The following is a 16,601-nucleotide window of genomic DNA, read 5'->3' as shown; positions in this document are numbered from 1 at the left end:
ACCGAAGGAATGTCATCCGCGCGAAGACCCGAACTGGGCCTTTGTCATCGAAATATCTTCCAAGAACGCCCGGACCAAAGGTTGATTTCGCCAGCGCATCAATCCCTGGCCAAGCGCTTCATATTTCGGCAGCCAGATTGTGTACGCCGTTTCCCTCAGCGCTGTAAGACCCTGCAACGCGAGCCTTGCCGTTTCATTGACCGCACCCTGAACGAAGTATGCCGTTGCGATGGTTTCAAGGATGATCACAGATCGTTGCCTTCGCGACTGCGGCAATCGTGCCAGCAAAGTAAGCGCTAACTCCTGCGCCTCATCGACTTTGCCCACGCCGGCAAGCGTCGAAATTCGGAAAGTATCGAACCGTTCTTGATCCAGGAACCGAGTCCAAACGCGATCCTCTTCCGGATCGGCCATGCTATAAGCTTCCTCTGCCTTCGCCCAAGATCTCAGAGCTTGTGAGCGATCCCCCAACGCCACGCTTTCCTCAGCATGCCGTGCGGCAATCCATGAGAGGGTTCCTGGGGAAGCAGTGGGAGAAAGGATCTCCAGGGCACCGCTTAAGAGAGCTCGTGAACGCCCGTGGGCACCTTTCATCCCGGAGTTGTAACTTCGGTATCCGAGCACGCAGGCATGGATCTCAGGGTCGTTCGCCTCTTTCGCGGCCCTTTCTGCGGTTTGATAGAAGCTGCGAGCAGTTGTGATGTCTCCTTTATCGGCAGCAATCCAGCCCGCAAGTGTGCTACTTTCTCCTGCGACCACGATAAGACGGTGTCGCAATTCGTCACGCGGATCAGCCGCTGTACCACTCAGAAGGACACTGACCTCTCTGAGATGCGCAGCGATCCCCCCGAAGAGGATTGGGGCCGCGATCAATTGCTCAAGTCGATGAAACCCGAATGACCTGGCCTCGATCTCTCGGACTATCGACTCATCCATAGCATTCGGTCTGGCCAAGGCCGCTGCCAGCCTTTCGGCAATTTCGCTCTGTGCCATGACTGCGGAGGAACCAATTTTCCCCGCCAGTTGAAGCAACTCACGACGTCTCACACTCTCCCCGCCTCTTCCCACGACCTCCGCCAGCAACTGGAGTTCATATGTGTCGGTGGGTAGACCATTTCCTTGGACGGAAAGCGAGATCTTGCCCGGCTCACCAGCCGCAGCAAGTCCCAACGCCCGACGTAGGTTCGCGGGCATGTCCAAGCCGTTGGCCACAGATTCAAAAATAGACTTAGCCATCGGCACCCGCTTGCCGGTCTTGTACTCACTCAAGCGCCCCTGGGAGATACCCGTGAGACCAGCGATCTTGCCCTGAGTTACGCCGTACTTCATCAGGGTCCGAATGATCGCCCCGAGATCGCGCGTTCTGCACGCAGCTTCCATCTCTTGACCTGCAAAAATGCGCTCCAAGTTCTCTCTGAGGTCTTGCTGGTCCAAGGCCATGGCAGGCGTATCGTCCCCTAGGCATCAGCACTGCGAGAGCAGGTATAGGACCTCCAGTCCATCACACCGTGAGATATCACGAGCAGATACGAGTGCGATCAGTCAACTTACAACGAGGATCGCTTTGGTTCTGTCACTCTCGCACCGCCCATCACACCGATCAGCCCAGGTCACGAGCCGAAGAGCTCGCACAGGTGTAGGCCGCTTAGGGCGGACTGTCACCAGAGACATGCCTCCACCCCCTTACTGAGGTGGGAATCGGCTGAGCACTATCACCGGTAATAGACGAATCATTATTCGCTGTGATGTGGATCGGCAGGTCTCCCGATGGGGCGGGCGTTGTGCGCATCCACCTCATCTGCGATCCATCGCAAATAGGCGGAGTTGCCCGCGGTGATCGGGGTCGCGATCACCTCTGGTGTGTCGTAGCCATGATTGGTCTCGATGTATCCGATTAGCTCGGGGACTCGCCCAGCGACCGTCTTAATGAAGAGCTGCCATTCTGTGGACTCTTCCATGGCACCTTGCCACCAATAGAAGGAGCGTATGGGGCCTCCGATTTGCACGCATGCCGCTAGTCGCGCTTCTACGATTCCCTGCGCTAAGCGTGCTCCGGCCTCTTCGCTATCCACCGACGTCTGAACCTGCACGTACTCAACCATGGCTCCACCTCTTCGCTCTGCTCGTGATCTCACCCTGCGATAAATGAATCTCGCGCTGGAATAAAACGATCACACCGTCAGATCTCACTCGGCAATGGGTTACACCGATCTCCCAAACCTACTGTCGCTGCCATAGGAATCAAGCGAACTCAGGGAGGAGAACGGTAATGGACATCTTCACACTCATCGTGTTGGGGGCGGTGTTCCTGGCGGGTGCCGCGCTGGGAGTTTTCCTCCTCCTGTTCGTCGGCATCCGACTCGGCGATCACCCGTCTCGCACCCCCCAAAGCAGCGCCCTTGGGGCCGTGACTCGTCGCGCTGTGGGCCTATACCAGCGCAACCCCATTCCCACAACCAACGATCCCGATTCGACCATGCGAGGAGGTGAAGTCTGATGCGCGCTCTATCCCTGCCGTCCTTCGGTCGCCGGTGCCTGTGCGGCGCGGCCTTGCGGTCCTCCAACGCCAAGTGCCACAAGTGCCGTGCCCGTGCCCGCTGGTACCGCCGCAAGGCCCACCACGACGGCATCTAGCCCCAGCTCATCCGCACCCGCCCCGAGGAAGGAGGTGATGACCTGTGGAGATCTCCATTCCCATCGTGCTGATCTTGGGCGCTGTCGTGTTCCTCGCATGGCGCTACCTGCGCCTGAGCCTCTGGCAAGCGCTGGCGTGCATGCTGTTCGGCTTCCTGCTGGCCGCAACCGCCGCCGCCCCCGCCATCCGGACCGCCGTCAACGCCGCGCTGCGGTGGCTGACCAACCTGTGACCAGCCACGAGTGCCGCAGGGCTCGTGATCGTCTCGACCCAAAGGAGTGATGCCTATGACCGACCTTCCCCCGCCCGACATCGACCTTCAGGAGATCACCACCAGACACCACATCGCCCGACACCTGCTTACCGCCCTGTCCGCCTCGACCCTGACCCTCGCCGACCTGTGGAACAGCATCCACGCGGCGTTGGACGACATCCCCGCCCTGTGCGCGGAGATCCTCCGCATGCGCGACGACATGACCGCCCTCTACCACAGTCGCGCCGACCTGCTCGCAGCCGCACGCGCCACCCTGTCCGCCGACCACGCCGGCGAAGCAGACCCGCTGTACTACCTGCGGGACGAACTCACCCAGCACACCCCACCGCCCAGCGACGATCAGGGGAACGCGTGGTGAGGCGCTCCACCTCCCGGCATCGCATCCGCCGCAACGCCCGGCAAGTCCGCCGCTACGGAGCCGAACCCATCGTGCTCCTGTCCGATGACCTCGACCTGGCGCCCCTGGTCATCACCGCCATCGCACGCGCGCTGTGGCGGTACCGCTCCGAACTCGCGCCCTTCCTCACCACCGCCTCGATGGTCGGTACGGCCGTGCTGCTGCACGACTCCGCCGCCGACCACTGGCCTGCCGTTCTGTCTGTGACCGCCGCCGCGGTAGGGGCGGTGGTGGTCTTACGACGGTGGCTGGACCTGCGCCTGATCGAAGCGGTCTACGCCGCTGCCGTGCTGGCACTCGTCGGTGGATGGACGAGCGCGGCCACCGTCATCGGCCCGTTCACGCCACCTCTGCCCATGGCGTTGGCCGTCGGGGGCGTGGTGGCTGCCGTCCCGTGGTGGGCGCACCGTCGCAGGCGTGCCCGGGTGCGCGTGGAACGCAAACTCGCAGCCTGGCCCGACATCGCACACGCGGTCGGCCTGGCCGGTTCACGCGTGCAATCGGCGCTGGTGGACCTGTGGGGGTACCGCGTCCGCGTGGCGCTGGCGCGTGGCCAGACCGTAGAAGACGCGGTGGCGAAGATCCCTGCTCTGGAATCGGCGCTCGGGGCGCGCAGGGGTGCGGCGCGGATCCAGCCGGTTCCCGAACGGGCCGACCGCATGGAACTGCGGGTGATCGAAACCGACCCGCACGCCGACGCCATCGGCTGGACCGGACCCTCGATCACCTCCATCACCGAACCGGTCACGCTGGGCCTGTTCGAGGACGCCACCCCGGTACGCGTCTCCCTGCTGCGCCGTCACGCCCTGGTGGGCGGGGTGGCCGGCGCCGGGAAGAGCGGAGCCATCAACGTCATCCTGGGCGAACTCACCGCATGCCCAGACGTGATCATCTGGGGTATCGATCTCAAACGCGGCATGGAGTTGCTCCCGTGGGCGTCCTGCCTCGACCGGCTGGCCACCACCCCGCAGGAAGCCGAAAGTCTGCTCAGGGACGCGATAGCGATTCTGGAGGCCCGCGCCGATGCCCTGGCCGGCGACGGCCTGCGGGTGTGGGAACCGAACCCGGACGCGCCTGCGCTGATCATCCTCATCGACGAGTACGCCGAACTCGTCGATGAGGCGCCGGAAGCCGTCCGGCATGCCGATTCCATCGCCCGACGCGGTCGCGCGGTGGCGGTGACCCTGGTCGCCGCAACCCAACGGCCCAGTCAGAAGGCGATGGGGCACGGCGCGGTCCGTTCACAGATGGATGTGCGGCTGTCCTTCCGCGTCCGGGAACAACGCGACGTGGACTTGATCCTGGGACAGGGGATGCTCAAGAGCGGATGGCACTCCCACACCCTCAACGCGCCCGGCAAGTTTCTGCTCAGCGCACCCGAGCATGACATCCCGCGCCGCGCTCGGACCTACCTCATCGACGACCACCAAGTGCAGCGCACCGCCAGCACGCACGCGCCGCACCGTCCCCTGCTGGACTCCATCTCAGCCAGCGCACTGCATGCAGTCAAAACGCACGGGCACGGCCACGAGCACAGTTCAGAAGCCGACCTGCAGCAGGCCCGGGAACCGGACCGGAACGGCCGTCACAGCGCCGTGCAGGACGCTGAGACCGCGCTGTGGGAAGCGCTGTGGTGTGCTCCCTCAGAAGGCATCTCGATCGACGAGCTTCTGCGCGTCACCGCCATGAGCCGACCCTGGCTCTACAAGCGGCTGAAAGAGCATTCCGATGCCGGGCGTATCAGCCAGGTCTCGCGCGGACGGTGGCGCGGCTACCCGACCGTGAACTAACCCAGCGTGATTGTCTTCGTCTCCCACTTGTCTCCGTCTACGCGCGCGCCTGCACGTAGGCGGGACGCGGAGACGGAGACAAAGACGAAGACAATCACGCAGCGTGAGTATCGACGAAATTGGTGGGCGCTCTGTCCAGGGGAGGAAAAGGAGGTGGTGTCCTCATGCAGGCATACACCGTCGAGCAGATAGCAGAGATCCTCAACATCGGCCGCGACAAGGTATACGCGCTGCTCCGTACGGGGCAGCTCAACAGCATCAAGATCGGCAAGCTTCGCCGGATCACTGATCAGCATCTCGCCGATTTCGTCGCTTCCCTCGAAGCGAAGGGGTCTTGACAGTCGTGTATAGCAAAGCATTACATAGCTATACAAGCTGGCGACGCGCCCTCCACTCACCAGAGGGAAGGTCCCCGGCTTCTCGCCTTGAGAACTTCAACGACGCGACGCGCCAACTGTGCAGGGTGTCGAGTTCATTGGAAGGATGCGCTCCATGACGAGCGACAAGACCGCCATGCTCCCTCCTGTACGCGTGGAGGCTGCTCTCAAGGAGCGCCTAGGCCGCTACGCGGAATCGCAGGAGCGCGCCGTGTCCTGGGTGATCAGGAAGGCGATCGAGGAATATCTCAACCGCCACGAGGAGGGATCACTTGGCAAAGATCATGATCGGCAAACATGAAGGGACCATCTACCCCGAGGGAGACGGCTTCACCGGAGCCATCTCCCTGGGGTTCGGTCCCGACGGCAGACGCATCCGGATCAAGCGCAAGGCCAAGACCATAACCAAGGTCAAAGACAAGCTCATCGAGGCCGTCAAGGACCTGGAATCCGGCGTCAAGAACCCGGAGAACTACACGGTCGCGGACGCGGTCAAAGACTGGCTGTCCAAAGGACTCAAAGAACACGACGCGAAAACCATCACGACGCTCGCCATCCTCGCCCACAAGCACGTCATCCCGCTGATTGGGAAGGTGAAGCTCAAGCGGCTTCGTGCCGACGTCGTGGACGATTGGCTTGATGGGCTGACCGAGGAACTGTCCACGTCGACCCTGCAAAGGATCCACTCCATCCTCAAGCGCGCCATCCGGCACGCTCAGGCCCGCGACATGGTGCTCAGAAACGTCGCTGAACTGGTCACCACCCCCAAGGGTACGGACGGACGCCCGAGCAAGGCACTCACCTTCGCTCAGGCAACCGCCGTCATGAATGCGGCGGAAAGGTCATCGCTGCACGCGTACGTGGTGCTCAGCGTCATGACGGGCGTCCGTACGGAGGAAGCTCGCGCGCTGCGCTGGGATCACGTCGTGGCCTGGGTCGAGGAAGCCCAAGTGTGGCGACCGGTGGCCGAAGCGGGGTTCGATCACAAGAAGTTCGCGATCTACGTGTGGCGTTCGGTGCGGGTCGGCGGTGACACCAAGACCAAGAAGTCACGCCGGACGCTGGAGATCCCCACGCTGGCCGCCGACGCGTTACGCCGTCACCACACCCGCCAGGCCAAGCGGCGTCTCAAGGCGGGCAAGGTGTGGCAGGACCACAACATGGTCTTCGCCACCCGAGTGGGCACGCCGATGGACGCCGCGAACGTGCGGCGCTCCTTCCAGCGGATCACTACGAACGCGGGGATCGGGACGGGCTGGACTCCCCGGGAGCTCCGGCACTCGTTCGTGTCGATCATGAGTGACCACGGCGTGTCCATCGAGACCATCGCCGATCTCGTCGGGCACGCGGGCACCCGCGTTACCGAAGCGGTCTACCGGTTGCAGCTCAGACCGGAGATCACCAAGGGTGCCGAGACCATGAACATCATCTTTAGCGACAACCCTCAGCAAAAATCCGCCTGAGGTGGCTCCCCGTTTGGCTCCCAAAGATCAACTAAAGATCGAAAAGGGTCCCGGAGAAACTCCGGAACCCTGGCTCACCTGCTGAAACATGGTGGACGATACTGGGATTGAACCAGTGACCTCTTCCGTGTCAGGGAAGCGCTCTCCCGCTGAGCTAATCGTCCGGGAACTGCGAGCGGAAGACGGGATTCGAACCCGCGACCCTCACCTTGGCAAGGTGATGCTCTACCACTGAGCCACTTCCGCGTGGTCGTTGAAGGGGTGGACCCTCAGCGACGCTGGTCTTAACTTTAGCGGACTTCACGGGGTTTCCGTGACGACCTTGGAGGTGGAGACGGGATTTGAACCCGTGTACGCGGCTTTGCAGGCCGCTGCCTCGCCTCTCGGCCACTCCACCGAGCGGAAGACGGGATTCGAACCCGCGACCCTCACCTTGGCAAGGTGATGCTCTACCACTGAGCCACTTCCGCGAGCATCCGGGCTGAACCCGGGCTACGGAGAAACCTTAGCGCGTTCTGGCCGCACTCGTGCGCACCGGCGGGGGCAGCGCCCGTTTCGGCGTGCGCTACTAGGCGGCGCGCAGGCAGGTGCCGACGAAGTAGCGGGTGACGCGACGGATGGGGTGGATGGCCAGGAGGGTGGCCAGGGTGAGGACGGTGGGGATCAGGAGGAGTGTCGTGGGCAGGGCGATGGGTGGGGCGTACCAGAGGGGGGTGATGTCGGTGACCACCCGCCACAGGATGCGGCCCAGCGCCAGGCCGAGGGGGAGTCCGAAGAGGAGACCGATGGTCGCGACCGTGGTCGCCTGGGTGAAGATCGTTTGGCGGCATTGGCGTGGGGGTGAGGCCGAGGGCGCGCATGGTGGCGATGGCGTGGCGGCGGCGGTGGATGCCGATAGCCAGGGTGTGGGCGTTGACGCCCAGGGCGAGGAGGGCCAGGAAGGAGCCGAAGGCCAGTGGCAGGATCAGGATGTTGCTGATCTGGGTGTGCTGGAGCGGTAGCAGTGGCGGTTCGAACTGGGTGGTGAGGCGCTGGGTGACGGCGCCGGGGTCGGCTCCGGGGCGGAGGGCCAGCAGGATCTGGTGGAACTTGAAGAAATCGTCGGAGAAGAGCCGCTGGTAGCCAGCGCTGGTGCCCCAGCCCCCTTCGGCGTAACCGTTGCCCCGGCTCCCCGGTTCCAGCGCGAACCGCGCACCAAGCCCGACCGGCACCGGCAACCCGAGCCGATCCATCGCCGAGTCGGCGCGCCTGGCCCCCGCCCCGGCCGCCATCACCGTGCCCGAGCCCACGGCCACCAGCAGTCCCAGTAGCACCAGGGCTCGTATCCGGCCGCGCAGGTCCAGCCGCAGCCATGTCCACACCGGAGCCAGCGTCGGGGTCACTCCGCCATTGAGCCGGACGGCGACCGCGCCGCCTAGAGGGCTACCCCTCAGGTTCGCAGCGCGTGGTGCGCGCCCGCGAGGATCGCGCCGTACTGCAGGGCGACCAGGTGTTTGATCGGGATCGTCTGGTCGGAGGTCTGGGACTCCGCGTCCGCGCACCACTTCTCGTACGTCTCCGACAGCGTGCGCGCGTGGTGCCGGATCGCGGGGGTCGCGTTGCCGATGGCGATCTCGCCGTCCAGCGCGCGGAGCAGGATGCCGCCGAACCTGAGCCGGTAGCTGTGCACCAGGTCACGGCAGGAGGAGCGTTCCGCGGCGGTGGCGGGGCGGTCGGAGAGCGGGTCGGCGGCGCGCTGCTCGTCGGTGGTGGCGACGCCCGCGAGCATCGGGATGAAGAAGCGGCTGGCCCGGATGAAGGGGGATTTGGTGGCCAGATCGGCGGAGACTCCGGCGAGGGTCTCGTCCAGGACGGTGACCGTGTCGCGCAGGTCGGCGGCCTGGGCGCGGATCAGGTCGGCGTAGACGATGTCGGTCGGCGAGGTGTCGCCCGCGGCGGGGTCCATCCAGTACGGAAGCTCCGCGGTCAGGCAGAGCGTGCCGTACCGGGAGGCGTAGGTGTCGCTGGCCGAGCCGGTGATCAACTCGGTGGGGTCCTGGCCGAGGGCCTCGGCGTAGTCGTACGTGCGCTCCATCTGGGGGGTGAGGAAGATCGCGGGGGCGAGCTGGGCGATGGCGGGGTGTTCGGGTTCGCCGACGTGGAGGGGCAGGCCGTACCGGCCGGGAAGTTCGGTGAGGATCTCCTGCAGCTCGGGCTCGGGCCGGGAGAGGTAGTAGAAGACGCCGCCGAGCTCGCCGTTGTGCAGGGTGGTCATGAACGCGGGGCGGGTGGCGTCGATCAAGCGCATCAGCGCCAGCGTTTCCGGCATGACCCGGTCGAAGTAGGAGCGTTTGTAGGCGAAGGGGAAGGTCCATTCGACCTGTTCGTCGCCGGCGGGGCGGTAGAAGTGGCGGCCGTAGTGCGCTTTGGTGAAGGGGCCGGCGAACCAGCCCTCGTTGAGGCGGGTGCCGTCGGGGTCCAGGCAGCCGACGATGTGCCAGGTCGCGGAGCTGCGCAGGGCGGGTTCCGCGCAGAGCCGGGCGGCCAGATGCACGACGGTGAGGCCGCCGATCGGCTCGTTCGGGTGCGGGCCCGCGGCCACGACCACGTCGCGGGGGCCGTCGCCGACGGTCAGGCAGAGTATGGGATCCCCGAGCCGGGAGGTGCCCACCCGCCGGATCACGGCGGAGTCAGGATGGGCGGCGGCCAGGCGGGTGAGGCCGTCGTGGACCTCATCCACGGTGGCGAAACGATCGTAATCGGGGACGGAGTCGAGTTCGCGGGACAACACGGGATCGAGCACCCACCTAGTCTGCCGATCTGGCCCGATCTGTCACATCGTGAGGGGTTCCAAGCCGGACCCCACAGACTTGTCGTGATGCGTTAATGGATGCCCATAAATCCGGATAAATCCTATTGAGGCGTGACCGTGTGGAGTCGGCTGGCCACCCATCTGGTACGCCCCTGGATTCACGGCAATCCGACTGAACCCCTCCCGACCCGTCAACTGACCCCGACTGACGCATCTCGGTATAGTTTCGGAGTGATCCTGCCCGATTTCGGGCAGGATTCTTGGAAAACGAAGCCCGCTCTCCGTAAGGTCCTGTCCTGTGCCGCATGATGACCTGATCGCGCACCTCACCCGGACCACCCCGCTCGGTCCGGGCGAAGCCGCGCGGGTGGTCGCCGACGTGCTGGCGTACTTCGGCGAGCCCGTCGAGGAGTACGTCCGCCGCCGGCACGCCGAACTCAGGTCGCGCGGCCTGGCGAACGACGAGATCTTTCGCCGGATCGCCGCCGAGCTGCCGGCCCGGCGGGTCACGGCGCCGGAGCTGTCCCCGCGACAGCTCCGCCGAATTATCTACGGAGGGTGACATGTGCGGAATCGTGGCCTATGTAGGACCAAAGGACGCTGCTCCGATCCTGCTCGAAGGGCTGCAGCGGCTTGAATACCGGGGGTACGACTCCGCGGGCGTCGCGGTCGTCGCGGCGAAAGCGCTCAAGATACGCAAGGTAAAAGGCCGGGTCGCGGACCTCGCCGCCGCGGTCCCGGCCAGATTCAAGGGCACCCTCGGCATCGGCCACACCCGCTGGGCCACCCACGGCGTGCCCAGCGACATCAACGCCCACCCGCACCCGTCCTCCGACGAGCGCATCGCCATCGTGCACAACGGGATCATCGAGAACGCCGACGCGCTCCGCCAGCGCCTGGAGGCCGACGGCGTCACCTTCGTCAGTGAGACCGACTCCGAGGTGCTGTCCCATCTGATCGCTCGTACGGCCAAGGAGACCGAAAGCCTCGAAGAGGCGGTGCGGCGGGCGCTGAAACTCGTCGTCGGCACGTACGGCATCGCGGTGATCGACGCCGAGCGGCCCGGCGAGGTCGTGGTGGCCCGCAACGGCAGCCCGATCGTGCTCGGCATCGGCGAGAAGGAGATGTTCGCCGCCTCCGACGTGGCCGCGCTGGTCAGGTACACCCGTCAGGTCGTGCATCTGGAGGACGGCGAGCTCGCGGTCCTGCGCGCCGACGGTTTCTCCACCTTCACCAGCGACGCCAGGGAAACCGCGAAGGAGCCGTTCACGGTCGACTGGGACACCGGCCACTACGACACCGGCGGCTACGAGCACTACCTGCTCAAGGAGATCTCCGAGCAGCCCGACACGGTCGGGCGCACCCTCCGCGGCCGGATCGACGACCGATTCCACATCGCGCACCTGGGCGGCCTCAACATGGACGCCCGCGAATCCCGCTCATTCCGCCGCGTGAAAATCATCGGTTGCGGTTCCGCCTATTACTCGGGGCAGATCGGCGCGCAACTCATCGAGGAACTCGCCCGGATTCCCGCCGACGCCGAACCTGCGTCGGAATTCCGGTATCGCAGCCCGGTCGTCGAGGCCGACACGCTGTACATCGCGATCAGCCAGTCGGGGGAGACCTATGACACGCTCGCGGCCGTGCAGGAATTGAAGCGCAAGGGCGGGCGTGTTCTCGGCATCGTGAACACGGTCGGCAGCGCGATCGCCCGGGAATGCGACGGCGGTGTTTACCTGCACGCGGGCCCGGAGGTATCGGTCGCCTCCACGAAGGCGTTCACCTCGACCTCGGCGGCGTTCGCCCTGCTCGCGCTGCACCTGGGCCGGGTCAGGGACCTGTCGCCCGCCGACGGGCGCCGGATCTGCGACGGCCTGCGCCGCCTGCCCGAGCAGATCAAGGAAATGCTCACCCAGGAGGAGCACATCCGCGAACTCGCCATGCGCTACGCGAAGGACGCGGCGGGAATGATGTTCGTCGGCCGGGTGCGCGGTTATCCCGTCGCCCGCGAAGGCGCCCAGAAACTCAAGGAAATCTCCTACGTGCACGCCGAGGCGTATCCCGCGAGCGAACTCAAGCACGGGCCGCTCGCGCTCATCGGCCCGGAAATGCCCACCGTCGCGATCGTCCCCGACGACGAACTCCTGGACAAGAATCTCACCACGCTGGGCGAGATCCGCGCCCGCAGCGGCCGCATACTCATGGTCGGCCACCGGACCGCCGACCAGGCCGACGACTGCATCGTGGTCCCCAAGAACGAGACCGAACTCGACCCGATTCTCCTGACCATCCCGCTGCAGCTCTTCGCCTACCACGCCGCCGTCGCCCTCGGCCGCGACGTCGACAAGCCCCGCAACCTCGCGAAGAGCGTCACCGTCGAATAAGCATCTTTGCGGTCCGGTACGGCACTCGCCGTACCGGACTTTCAGCTGCGGACAGCGGTGAGAGCGTTTTCCAGCGTGGAGTAGATGGTCATCCCGCCCATGCGGCCGGTGATTCCGAGCAGGTAGAACGAGCGCTCGATGCGGGGGGAGAGCCCGCACACCGCGACCCGGTCGCCCATGCCGAGCCGCCGGTAGACGTCGAGGATCACGCGTACGCCGCTGCTGTCCATGAGGCGCAGCTCTGAGAGGTCGAACAGCAGCCGCGCCGGGTCCTGTTCCACGGTCTCCTCGACGTGCTTCCTGAACTCGGCTTCAACCGCGATGTCGAGTTCTCCCCAGACCTTGACCACCGTGAAGGGAGGATGATCTTCGATGGACACGCGGAAGTATTGCATCTGACTCACCCCCGTGAGTACCCCCATAGAGCAGCCTACGCGACGGGGCTGGCGGCTATTTTGGCTGATGTCTGGGTTATGTGGAGGCCTGGACGCGGCTGGAGGTGCGATGACGCCGGATGAAGCGCGGGCCCGGTTCCGGGGTGGTCTGCGGGTGCCGACCGCCGGGTTGTGTCCTGGGTGGACGCAGGCCAACCTCCTTGTGGTGCCGCGGGCGTATGCGTACGACCTGCTGCTGTTCGCGCAGCGTAACCCGCGCGCCTGCCCGGTTCTGGACGTGGGGGACGAGGGCGCCGTCCAGACGTCGATCTTCCGTGGTGACCTGCGTACGGATCTGCCGGGGTATGTCGTGTACGAGAACGGGGTGCCGGTGGCGGAGCTGTCCGATGTCACCGCGTTCTGGCGGGCCGACCTGGTGCCGTTCCTGTTCGGCTGCAGCTTCACGTTCGAGGACGCGCTGGTGCGGGCGGGCGTTCCCGTCCGGCATCTGGAGGCGGGGTCGAACGTGCCGATGTACCGGACCGGAATTCCGTGCCGCCCGGCGGGAGCGCTGTCGGGGCCGCTGGTGGTGTCGATGCGGCCGGTCCCGGCGTCGCTGGTCGCCATGGCCGTACGGGTGACGTCGCGGTATCCGGCGGTGCACGGCGCGCCCATCCACGTCGGCGAGTCGGAGGAACTGGGCATTCGCGACCTGAAGGCGCCCGACTTCGGGGATCCCGTGGAGATACGCCCGGGTGAGGTGCCGGTGTTCTGGGCGTGCGGCGTGACGACGCAGGCGGCGGCGATGGCCAGCGGCGTCAGGTTCGCGATCGGGCACGCGCCGGGCCACATGGCGATCACGGACGCCCGCGACAGCGACTACATCGTGCCGTGATCACGGGGAACAGCGCGAATTAAAAGGAAACCTTCCTATTGACAACGCCTATGACGGCAGTGTTACATCCTCTTAATTTAAGCACTAAAGCACCCCACGGTCCGTGCCCGGATGGACCAAACCGGAGGTCTCCATGCGCAAACCCCGGCTCCTCCTCACGGCCGCGGCCATGCTTGTCACCCTGGCCAGCGGCCTGGTCGCCCTCACCCCGGCCGAGGCCGCCATCGGCCCGGTCACCTGGTCCGACGAGTTCAACGGCGCCGCCGGCACCTCCGTCGACGGCTCCAAGTGGAAATTCGACATCGGTGGCGGCGGCTGGGGCAACAACGAGCTGCAGTACTACACCAACTCCACCCGCAACGTGTCCCACGACGGGCAGGGCCACCTGGCCATCACCGCCCGCCGGGAGAACCCGTCCAACCTCCAGTGCCACTACGGAACCTGCCAGTACACCTCCGGCCGCATCCTGACCGCCGACCGGTTCAGCCAGGCGTACGGCCGGTTCGAGGCCAGCATCAAGATCCCCCGAGGCCAGGGCATCTGGCCGGCGTTCTGGACGCTCGGCGGCAACAACTGGCCCAACACCGGCGAGATCGACATCATGGAGAACGTCGGCAGCGCGCCCAACACCGTCCACGGCACCGTGCACGGCCCCGGCTACTCCGGCGGCAGCGGAGTCGGCGGCAGCCGCACGATCGGCGCGCCGCTCGCCGACGCCTTCCACAGCTACCGGATCGACTGGTCTCCCAACCTCATCATCTGGTACCTGGACGGCTCGGAGTACTTCCGCGTCACGCCCGCCGGCATCCGCGGCAACCAGTGGGTCTTCGACCACGCGTTCTTCATGATCCTGAACGTGGCGGTCGGCGGCAACTGGCCGGGCAGCCCGAACGCCAGCACCACGTTCCCGCAGACGATGCTGATCGACTACGTCCGCGTCTCCGGCTGGACCAGCGACCCCGGCACCGGCAACGCGCTGAAGTCGAACCTGAACGGCCGCTGCATCGACATTCCCAGCGCCAACCCCGTCGACGCCGCCCGGCTGCAGATGTGGGACTGCAACGGCACCGTCGCCCAGCAATGGTCCATCAACGGCGACGGCACGATCCGCGCGATGGGCAAGTGCATGGACGCCGCGGCCGCCGGAACCGCCAACGGCACCCCGATCCAGCTCTACACCTGCAATGGCACCTCCGCCCAGCGCTTCACCCTCACCGCCGCCGGTGACCTGATCAACCCGGCCTCCAACCGGTGCGTGGACATCGTCGAGGTCAACCCCGCCGCCGGCGCACGCCTGCAACTCTGGGACTGCGCCGGCACCGCCAACCAGAGGTGGACCCGCGCCTGATCCCACCGAGAAAGGCCGTCAGCACCCGCTGACGGCCTTTTCCGGTTCACGCAGCTGTAACTTTCAGCCTTGTACGCGGTGTTCCAGCAGGTGGACACGGAATCCGGCGAACGGTCCTTAGGCGACTGGCCTGCCCCGATCTAGCGTCTCTGGGAGCGCTCCCAACGCCCCCCCAGGAGGACCCGTGAAACGCTTGAAAGGCATAGGTCTGGCCGTCGTCCTGCTCCTCGGGACGGTCGTCGGCGTCGCGACGCCCGCGAACGCGGCCCCGGTGATCTGTGAGACGTTCGGTTCGACCAGCATCCAGTCCGGCCGGTTCATCGTCATGAACAATGTCTGGGGCGCCAGCACCCCCCAGTGCATCGACGTGAACCAGGCGGGCGGCTTCACCATCCAGTCCGCGGGACACAACAACGCCACCAACGGCGCCCCGGCCGCCTACCCGGCGATCTACGCGGGCTGCCACTACGGCAACTGCTCGACCGGCAGCAGCCTGCCCATGCAGGCCAATAACGCGGCGTTCAACAACATCCGCAGCAGCGTGAGCTACACCTACCCGAGCAGCGGCACCTACAACGCCTCCTACGACCTGTGGTTCGACCCGACCCCCAGGACCAACGGCCAGAACACCGGCGCCGAGGTCATGATCTGGCTCAACCGGCAGGGCCCGGTCCAGCCCTCCGGCTCCCAGGTGGCCACGGTCACGCTGGCGGGCGCGACCTGGCAGGTCTGGTTCGGCAACATCGGCTGGAACGTGATCTCCTACGTCCGGACCACCACCGGCAACACGCTGGACTTCAACATCAACACCTTCTACACCGACGCGGTGAACCGCGGGTACGCGCAGCGCAACTGGTACCTGACCAGCGTTCAGGCCGGTTTCGAGCCCTGGGTCGGCGGCGCGGGCCTGACCTTGAACAACTTCACCTACACCACCAATGGTGGCGGCGGCGACACCAGCCCGCCCACCGCCCCGGGCAGCCTGACCGCCTCGGGCACCACCGCCAACAGCACCAACCTGTCCTGGTCGCCCTCCTCCGACAACGTCGGCGTGAGCGGCTACGACATCTTCCGCAGGCAGGGCACCACCGGCACGTTCACCAGCGTCGGCACCTCGACCGGCACCACGTTCGCCGCCACCGGCCTGACCGCCTCCACGCAGTACCAGTTCTACGTGGTGGCCAGAGACGCGGCCGGTAACCAGTCGCCCCAGTCCAACACCGTTTCGGTGACGACCACCGGCGGTGGCGGCGGCGACACCAGCCCGCCCACCGCCCCCGGCAGCCTGACCGCCTCGGGCACCACCGCCAGCGGCACCAACCTGTCCTGGTCCGCCTCCTCCGACAACGTCGGCGTGAGCGGCTATGACATCTTCCGCAGGCAGGGCACCACCGGTACGTTCGCCAACGTCGGCACGACGACCGGGACCAGCTTCGCCGCCACCGGCCTGACCGCCTCCACGCAGTACCAGTTCTACGTGGTCGCCCGTGACGCCGCCGGCAACAACTCCCCGCAGTCGAGCACCGTCTCGGTCACCACCACCGGCGGCGGCACCGGGACCGGCACCTGCACGGTCCACTTCGACGCGTGGAACAACGGCTACGTCGCGCAGATCACCGTCAACGGCCCGCGCTCCGGCTGGTCGTTCACCTTCGCGCTGCCGTCCGGCCACGCCATGACCGGCGGCTGGAACGCCCAGTTCACCACCAGCGGCTCGAACATCACCGCTAGCAACCAGTCCCACAACGGGAACCTGTCGGCCGGTCAGTCCACCGGCATCGGGTTCCAGGCCACCCGGCCGAACGGCAACACCCAGCTGCCGACCATCCCCGGCTGCACGGTCGTCTGACCGTCCAGCCCTCCCCGGGCCCGC

The 16,601-nt window shown here is 65.9% G+C and carries 19 protein-coding genes and 4 tRNA genes; 14 read left to right on the top strand and 9 right to left on the bottom strand.

Going from position 1 to position 16,601, the window contains the following annotated elements:
• Positions 1-12 precede the first annotated feature (12 nt).
• On the bottom strand, positions 13-1,440 hold the full coding sequence (locus Aple_RS29415) for a helix-turn-helix domain-containing protein (protein WP_155347954.1): 1,428 nt from the start codon (positions 1,438-1,440) through the stop codon (positions 13-15).
• Between the two features lie 293 nt (positions 1,441-1,733).
• Positions 1,734-2,102: a divalent-cation tolerance protein CutA gene (cutA, locus tag Aple_RS29410; RefSeq protein ID WP_155347953.1), complete on the bottom strand. Its 369-nt coding sequence runs from the start codon at positions 2,100-2,102 to the stop codon at positions 1,734-1,736.
• 167 nt (positions 2,103-2,269) lie between these two features.
• On the opposite strand from cutA, the gene Aple_RS29405 reads away from it, so the two are divergent.
• The 8 genes from Aple_RS29405 to Aple_RS29370 all read left to right on the top strand — a co-directional run bounded on the left by Aple_RS29405 (position 2,270) and on the right by Aple_RS29370 (position 6,936).
• Positions 2,270-2,497 (top strand): hypothetical protein, encoded by a 228-nt coding sequence (locus Aple_RS29405; RefSeq protein WP_155347952.1) that lies wholly within the window; start codon positions 2,270-2,272, stop codon positions 2,495-2,497.
• Positions 2,497-2,634 carry a hypothetical protein gene (locus tag Aple_RS29400; RefSeq protein ID WP_155347951.1) on the top strand — a complete coding sequence of 46 codons (138 nt, stop codon included), beginning with the start codon at positions 2,497-2,499 and terminating at the stop codon, positions 2,632-2,634. The genes Aple_RS29405 and Aple_RS29400 overlap by 1 nt, the downstream gene beginning before the upstream one ends.
• 44 nt (positions 2,635-2,678) lie before the next feature.
• Entirely contained in the window at positions 2,679-2,867 is a 189-nt protein-coding gene (locus Aple_RS29395) for a hypothetical protein (RefSeq protein WP_155347950.1), read from the top strand.
• Positions 2,868-2,922: 55 nt separating this feature from the next.
• Positions 2,923-3,267 (top strand): hypothetical protein, encoded by a 345-nt coding sequence (locus Aple_RS29390; RefSeq protein WP_155347949.1) that lies wholly within the window; start codon positions 2,923-2,925, stop codon positions 3,265-3,267.
• On the top strand, positions 3,264-5,096 hold the full coding sequence (locus tag Aple_RS29385; protein WP_155347948.1) for a cell division protein FtsK: 1,833 nt from the start codon (positions 3,264-3,266) through the stop codon (positions 5,094-5,096). Before Aple_RS29390 ends, Aple_RS29385 begins: the two co-directional genes overlap by 4 nt.
• Positions 5,097-5,260: 164 nt before the next feature.
• Positions 5,261-5,434 (top strand): helix-turn-helix domain-containing protein, encoded by a 174-nt coding sequence (locus Aple_RS29380; RefSeq protein ID WP_155347947.1) that lies wholly within the window; start codon positions 5,261-5,263, stop codon positions 5,432-5,434.
• A gap of 154 nt (positions 5,435-5,588) precedes the next feature.
• Positions 5,589-5,774 (top strand): ribbon-helix-helix domain-containing protein, encoded by a 186-nt coding sequence (locus Aple_RS29375; protein WP_170321715.1) that lies wholly within the window; start codon positions 5,589-5,591, stop codon positions 5,772-5,774.
• A complete protein-coding gene (locus Aple_RS29370) occupies positions 5,746-6,936 on the top strand; it encodes a site-specific integrase (protein WP_246264863.1) in 1,191 nt (396 codons plus the stop codon). The genes Aple_RS29375 and Aple_RS29370 overlap by 29 nt, the downstream gene beginning before the upstream one ends.
• Positions 6,937-7,025: 89 nt before the next feature.
• Here the strand turns inward: Aple_RS29370 and Aple_RS29365 are convergent.
• The 5 genes from Aple_RS29365 to Aple_RS29345 all read right to left on the bottom strand — a co-directional run bounded on the left by Aple_RS29365 (position 7,026) and on the right by Aple_RS29345 (position 7,723).
• Positions 7,026-7,100 (bottom strand) — tRNA-Val (locus Aple_RS29365).
• Positions 7,101-7,110: 10 nt separating this feature from the next.
• Positions 7,111-7,182, bottom strand: a tRNA-Gly gene (locus tag Aple_RS29360).
• 77 nt (positions 7,183-7,259) lie between these two features.
• Positions 7,260-7,333 (bottom strand) — tRNA-Cys (locus tag Aple_RS29355).
• A 1-nt stretch (position 7,334) separates the two neighbouring features.
• Positions 7,335-7,406: transfer RNA gene (locus tag Aple_RS29350), tRNA-Gly, on the bottom strand.
• A gap of 98 nt (positions 7,407-7,504) precedes the next feature.
• Positions 7,505-7,723, bottom strand: a complete 219-nt coding sequence (locus Aple_RS29345) for a hypothetical protein (protein ID WP_246264865.1) — start codon at positions 7,721-7,723, stop codon at positions 7,505-7,507.
• Between Aple_RS29345 and Aple_RS29340 the strand changes: the two genes are divergently transcribed.
• Complete coding sequence (locus tag Aple_RS29340; RefSeq protein WP_155347944.1) at positions 7,722-7,937, top strand: hypothetical protein; 216 nt, start codon at positions 7,722-7,724, stop codon at positions 7,935-7,937. The genes Aple_RS29345 and Aple_RS29340 overlap by 2 nt on opposite strands.
• 428 nt (positions 7,938-8,365) lie before the next feature.
• Here Aple_RS29340 and Aple_RS29335 read toward each other — a convergent pair whose 3' ends face one another.
• Positions 8,366-9,718, bottom strand: a complete 1,353-nt coding sequence (locus Aple_RS29335) for a M14 family zinc carboxypeptidase (protein WP_155347943.1) — start codon at positions 9,716-9,718, stop codon at positions 8,366-8,368.
• A 307-nt stretch (positions 9,719-10,025) separates the two neighbouring features.
• Between Aple_RS29335 and Aple_RS29330 the strand changes: the two genes are divergently transcribed.
• Entirely contained in the window at positions 10,026-10,289 is a 264-nt protein-coding gene (locus Aple_RS29330; RefSeq protein ID WP_155347942.1) for a hypothetical protein, read from the top strand.
• A 1-nt stretch (position 10,290) separates the two neighbouring features.
• A complete protein-coding gene (gene glmS, locus Aple_RS29325) occupies positions 10,291-12,111 on the top strand; it encodes a glutamine--fructose-6-phosphate transaminase (isomerizing) (RefSeq protein ID WP_155347941.1) in 1,821 nt (606 codons plus the stop codon).
• 41 nt (positions 12,112-12,152) lie between these two features.
• Here glmS and Aple_RS29320 read toward each other — a convergent pair whose 3' ends face one another.
• Positions 12,153-12,506, bottom strand: coding sequence for an STAS domain-containing protein (locus Aple_RS29320; protein ID WP_170321714.1), 354 nt, complete (start codon positions 12,504-12,506; stop codon positions 12,153-12,155).
• Between the two features lie 109 nt (positions 12,507-12,615).
• Between Aple_RS29320 and Aple_RS29315 the strand changes: the two genes are divergently transcribed.
• From Aple_RS29315 to Aple_RS29305, 3 genes are all read left to right on the top strand, one after another.
• Complete coding sequence (locus Aple_RS29315) at positions 12,616-13,380, top strand: putative hydro-lyase (RefSeq protein ID WP_155347939.1); 765 nt, start codon at positions 12,616-12,618, stop codon at positions 13,378-13,380.
• A 133-nt stretch (positions 13,381-13,513) separates the two neighbouring features.
• Positions 13,514-14,728, top strand: a complete 1,215-nt coding sequence (locus Aple_RS29310; protein WP_155347938.1) for a glycoside hydrolase family 16 protein — start codon at positions 13,514-13,516, stop codon at positions 14,726-14,728.
• Between the two features lie 184 nt (positions 14,729-14,912).
• Positions 14,913-16,577 carry a GH12 family glycosyl hydrolase domain-containing protein gene (locus Aple_RS29305; RefSeq protein WP_155347937.1) on the top strand — a complete coding sequence of 555 codons (1,665 nt, stop codon included), beginning with the start codon at positions 14,913-14,915 and terminating at the stop codon, positions 16,575-16,577.
• Positions 16,578-16,601: the final 24 nt, after the last annotated feature.

The sequence above is a fragment of the Acrocarpospora pleiomorpha genome (assembly GCF_009687885.1).
In the GTDB taxonomy this organism is placed as follows: Bacteria; Actinomycetota; Actinomycetes; order Streptosporangiales; family Streptosporangiaceae; genus Acrocarpospora; species Acrocarpospora pleiomorpha.
Note: the sequence above shows the minus strand (reverse complement) of the source record. Positions and strands in the feature narration are given on the sequence as shown.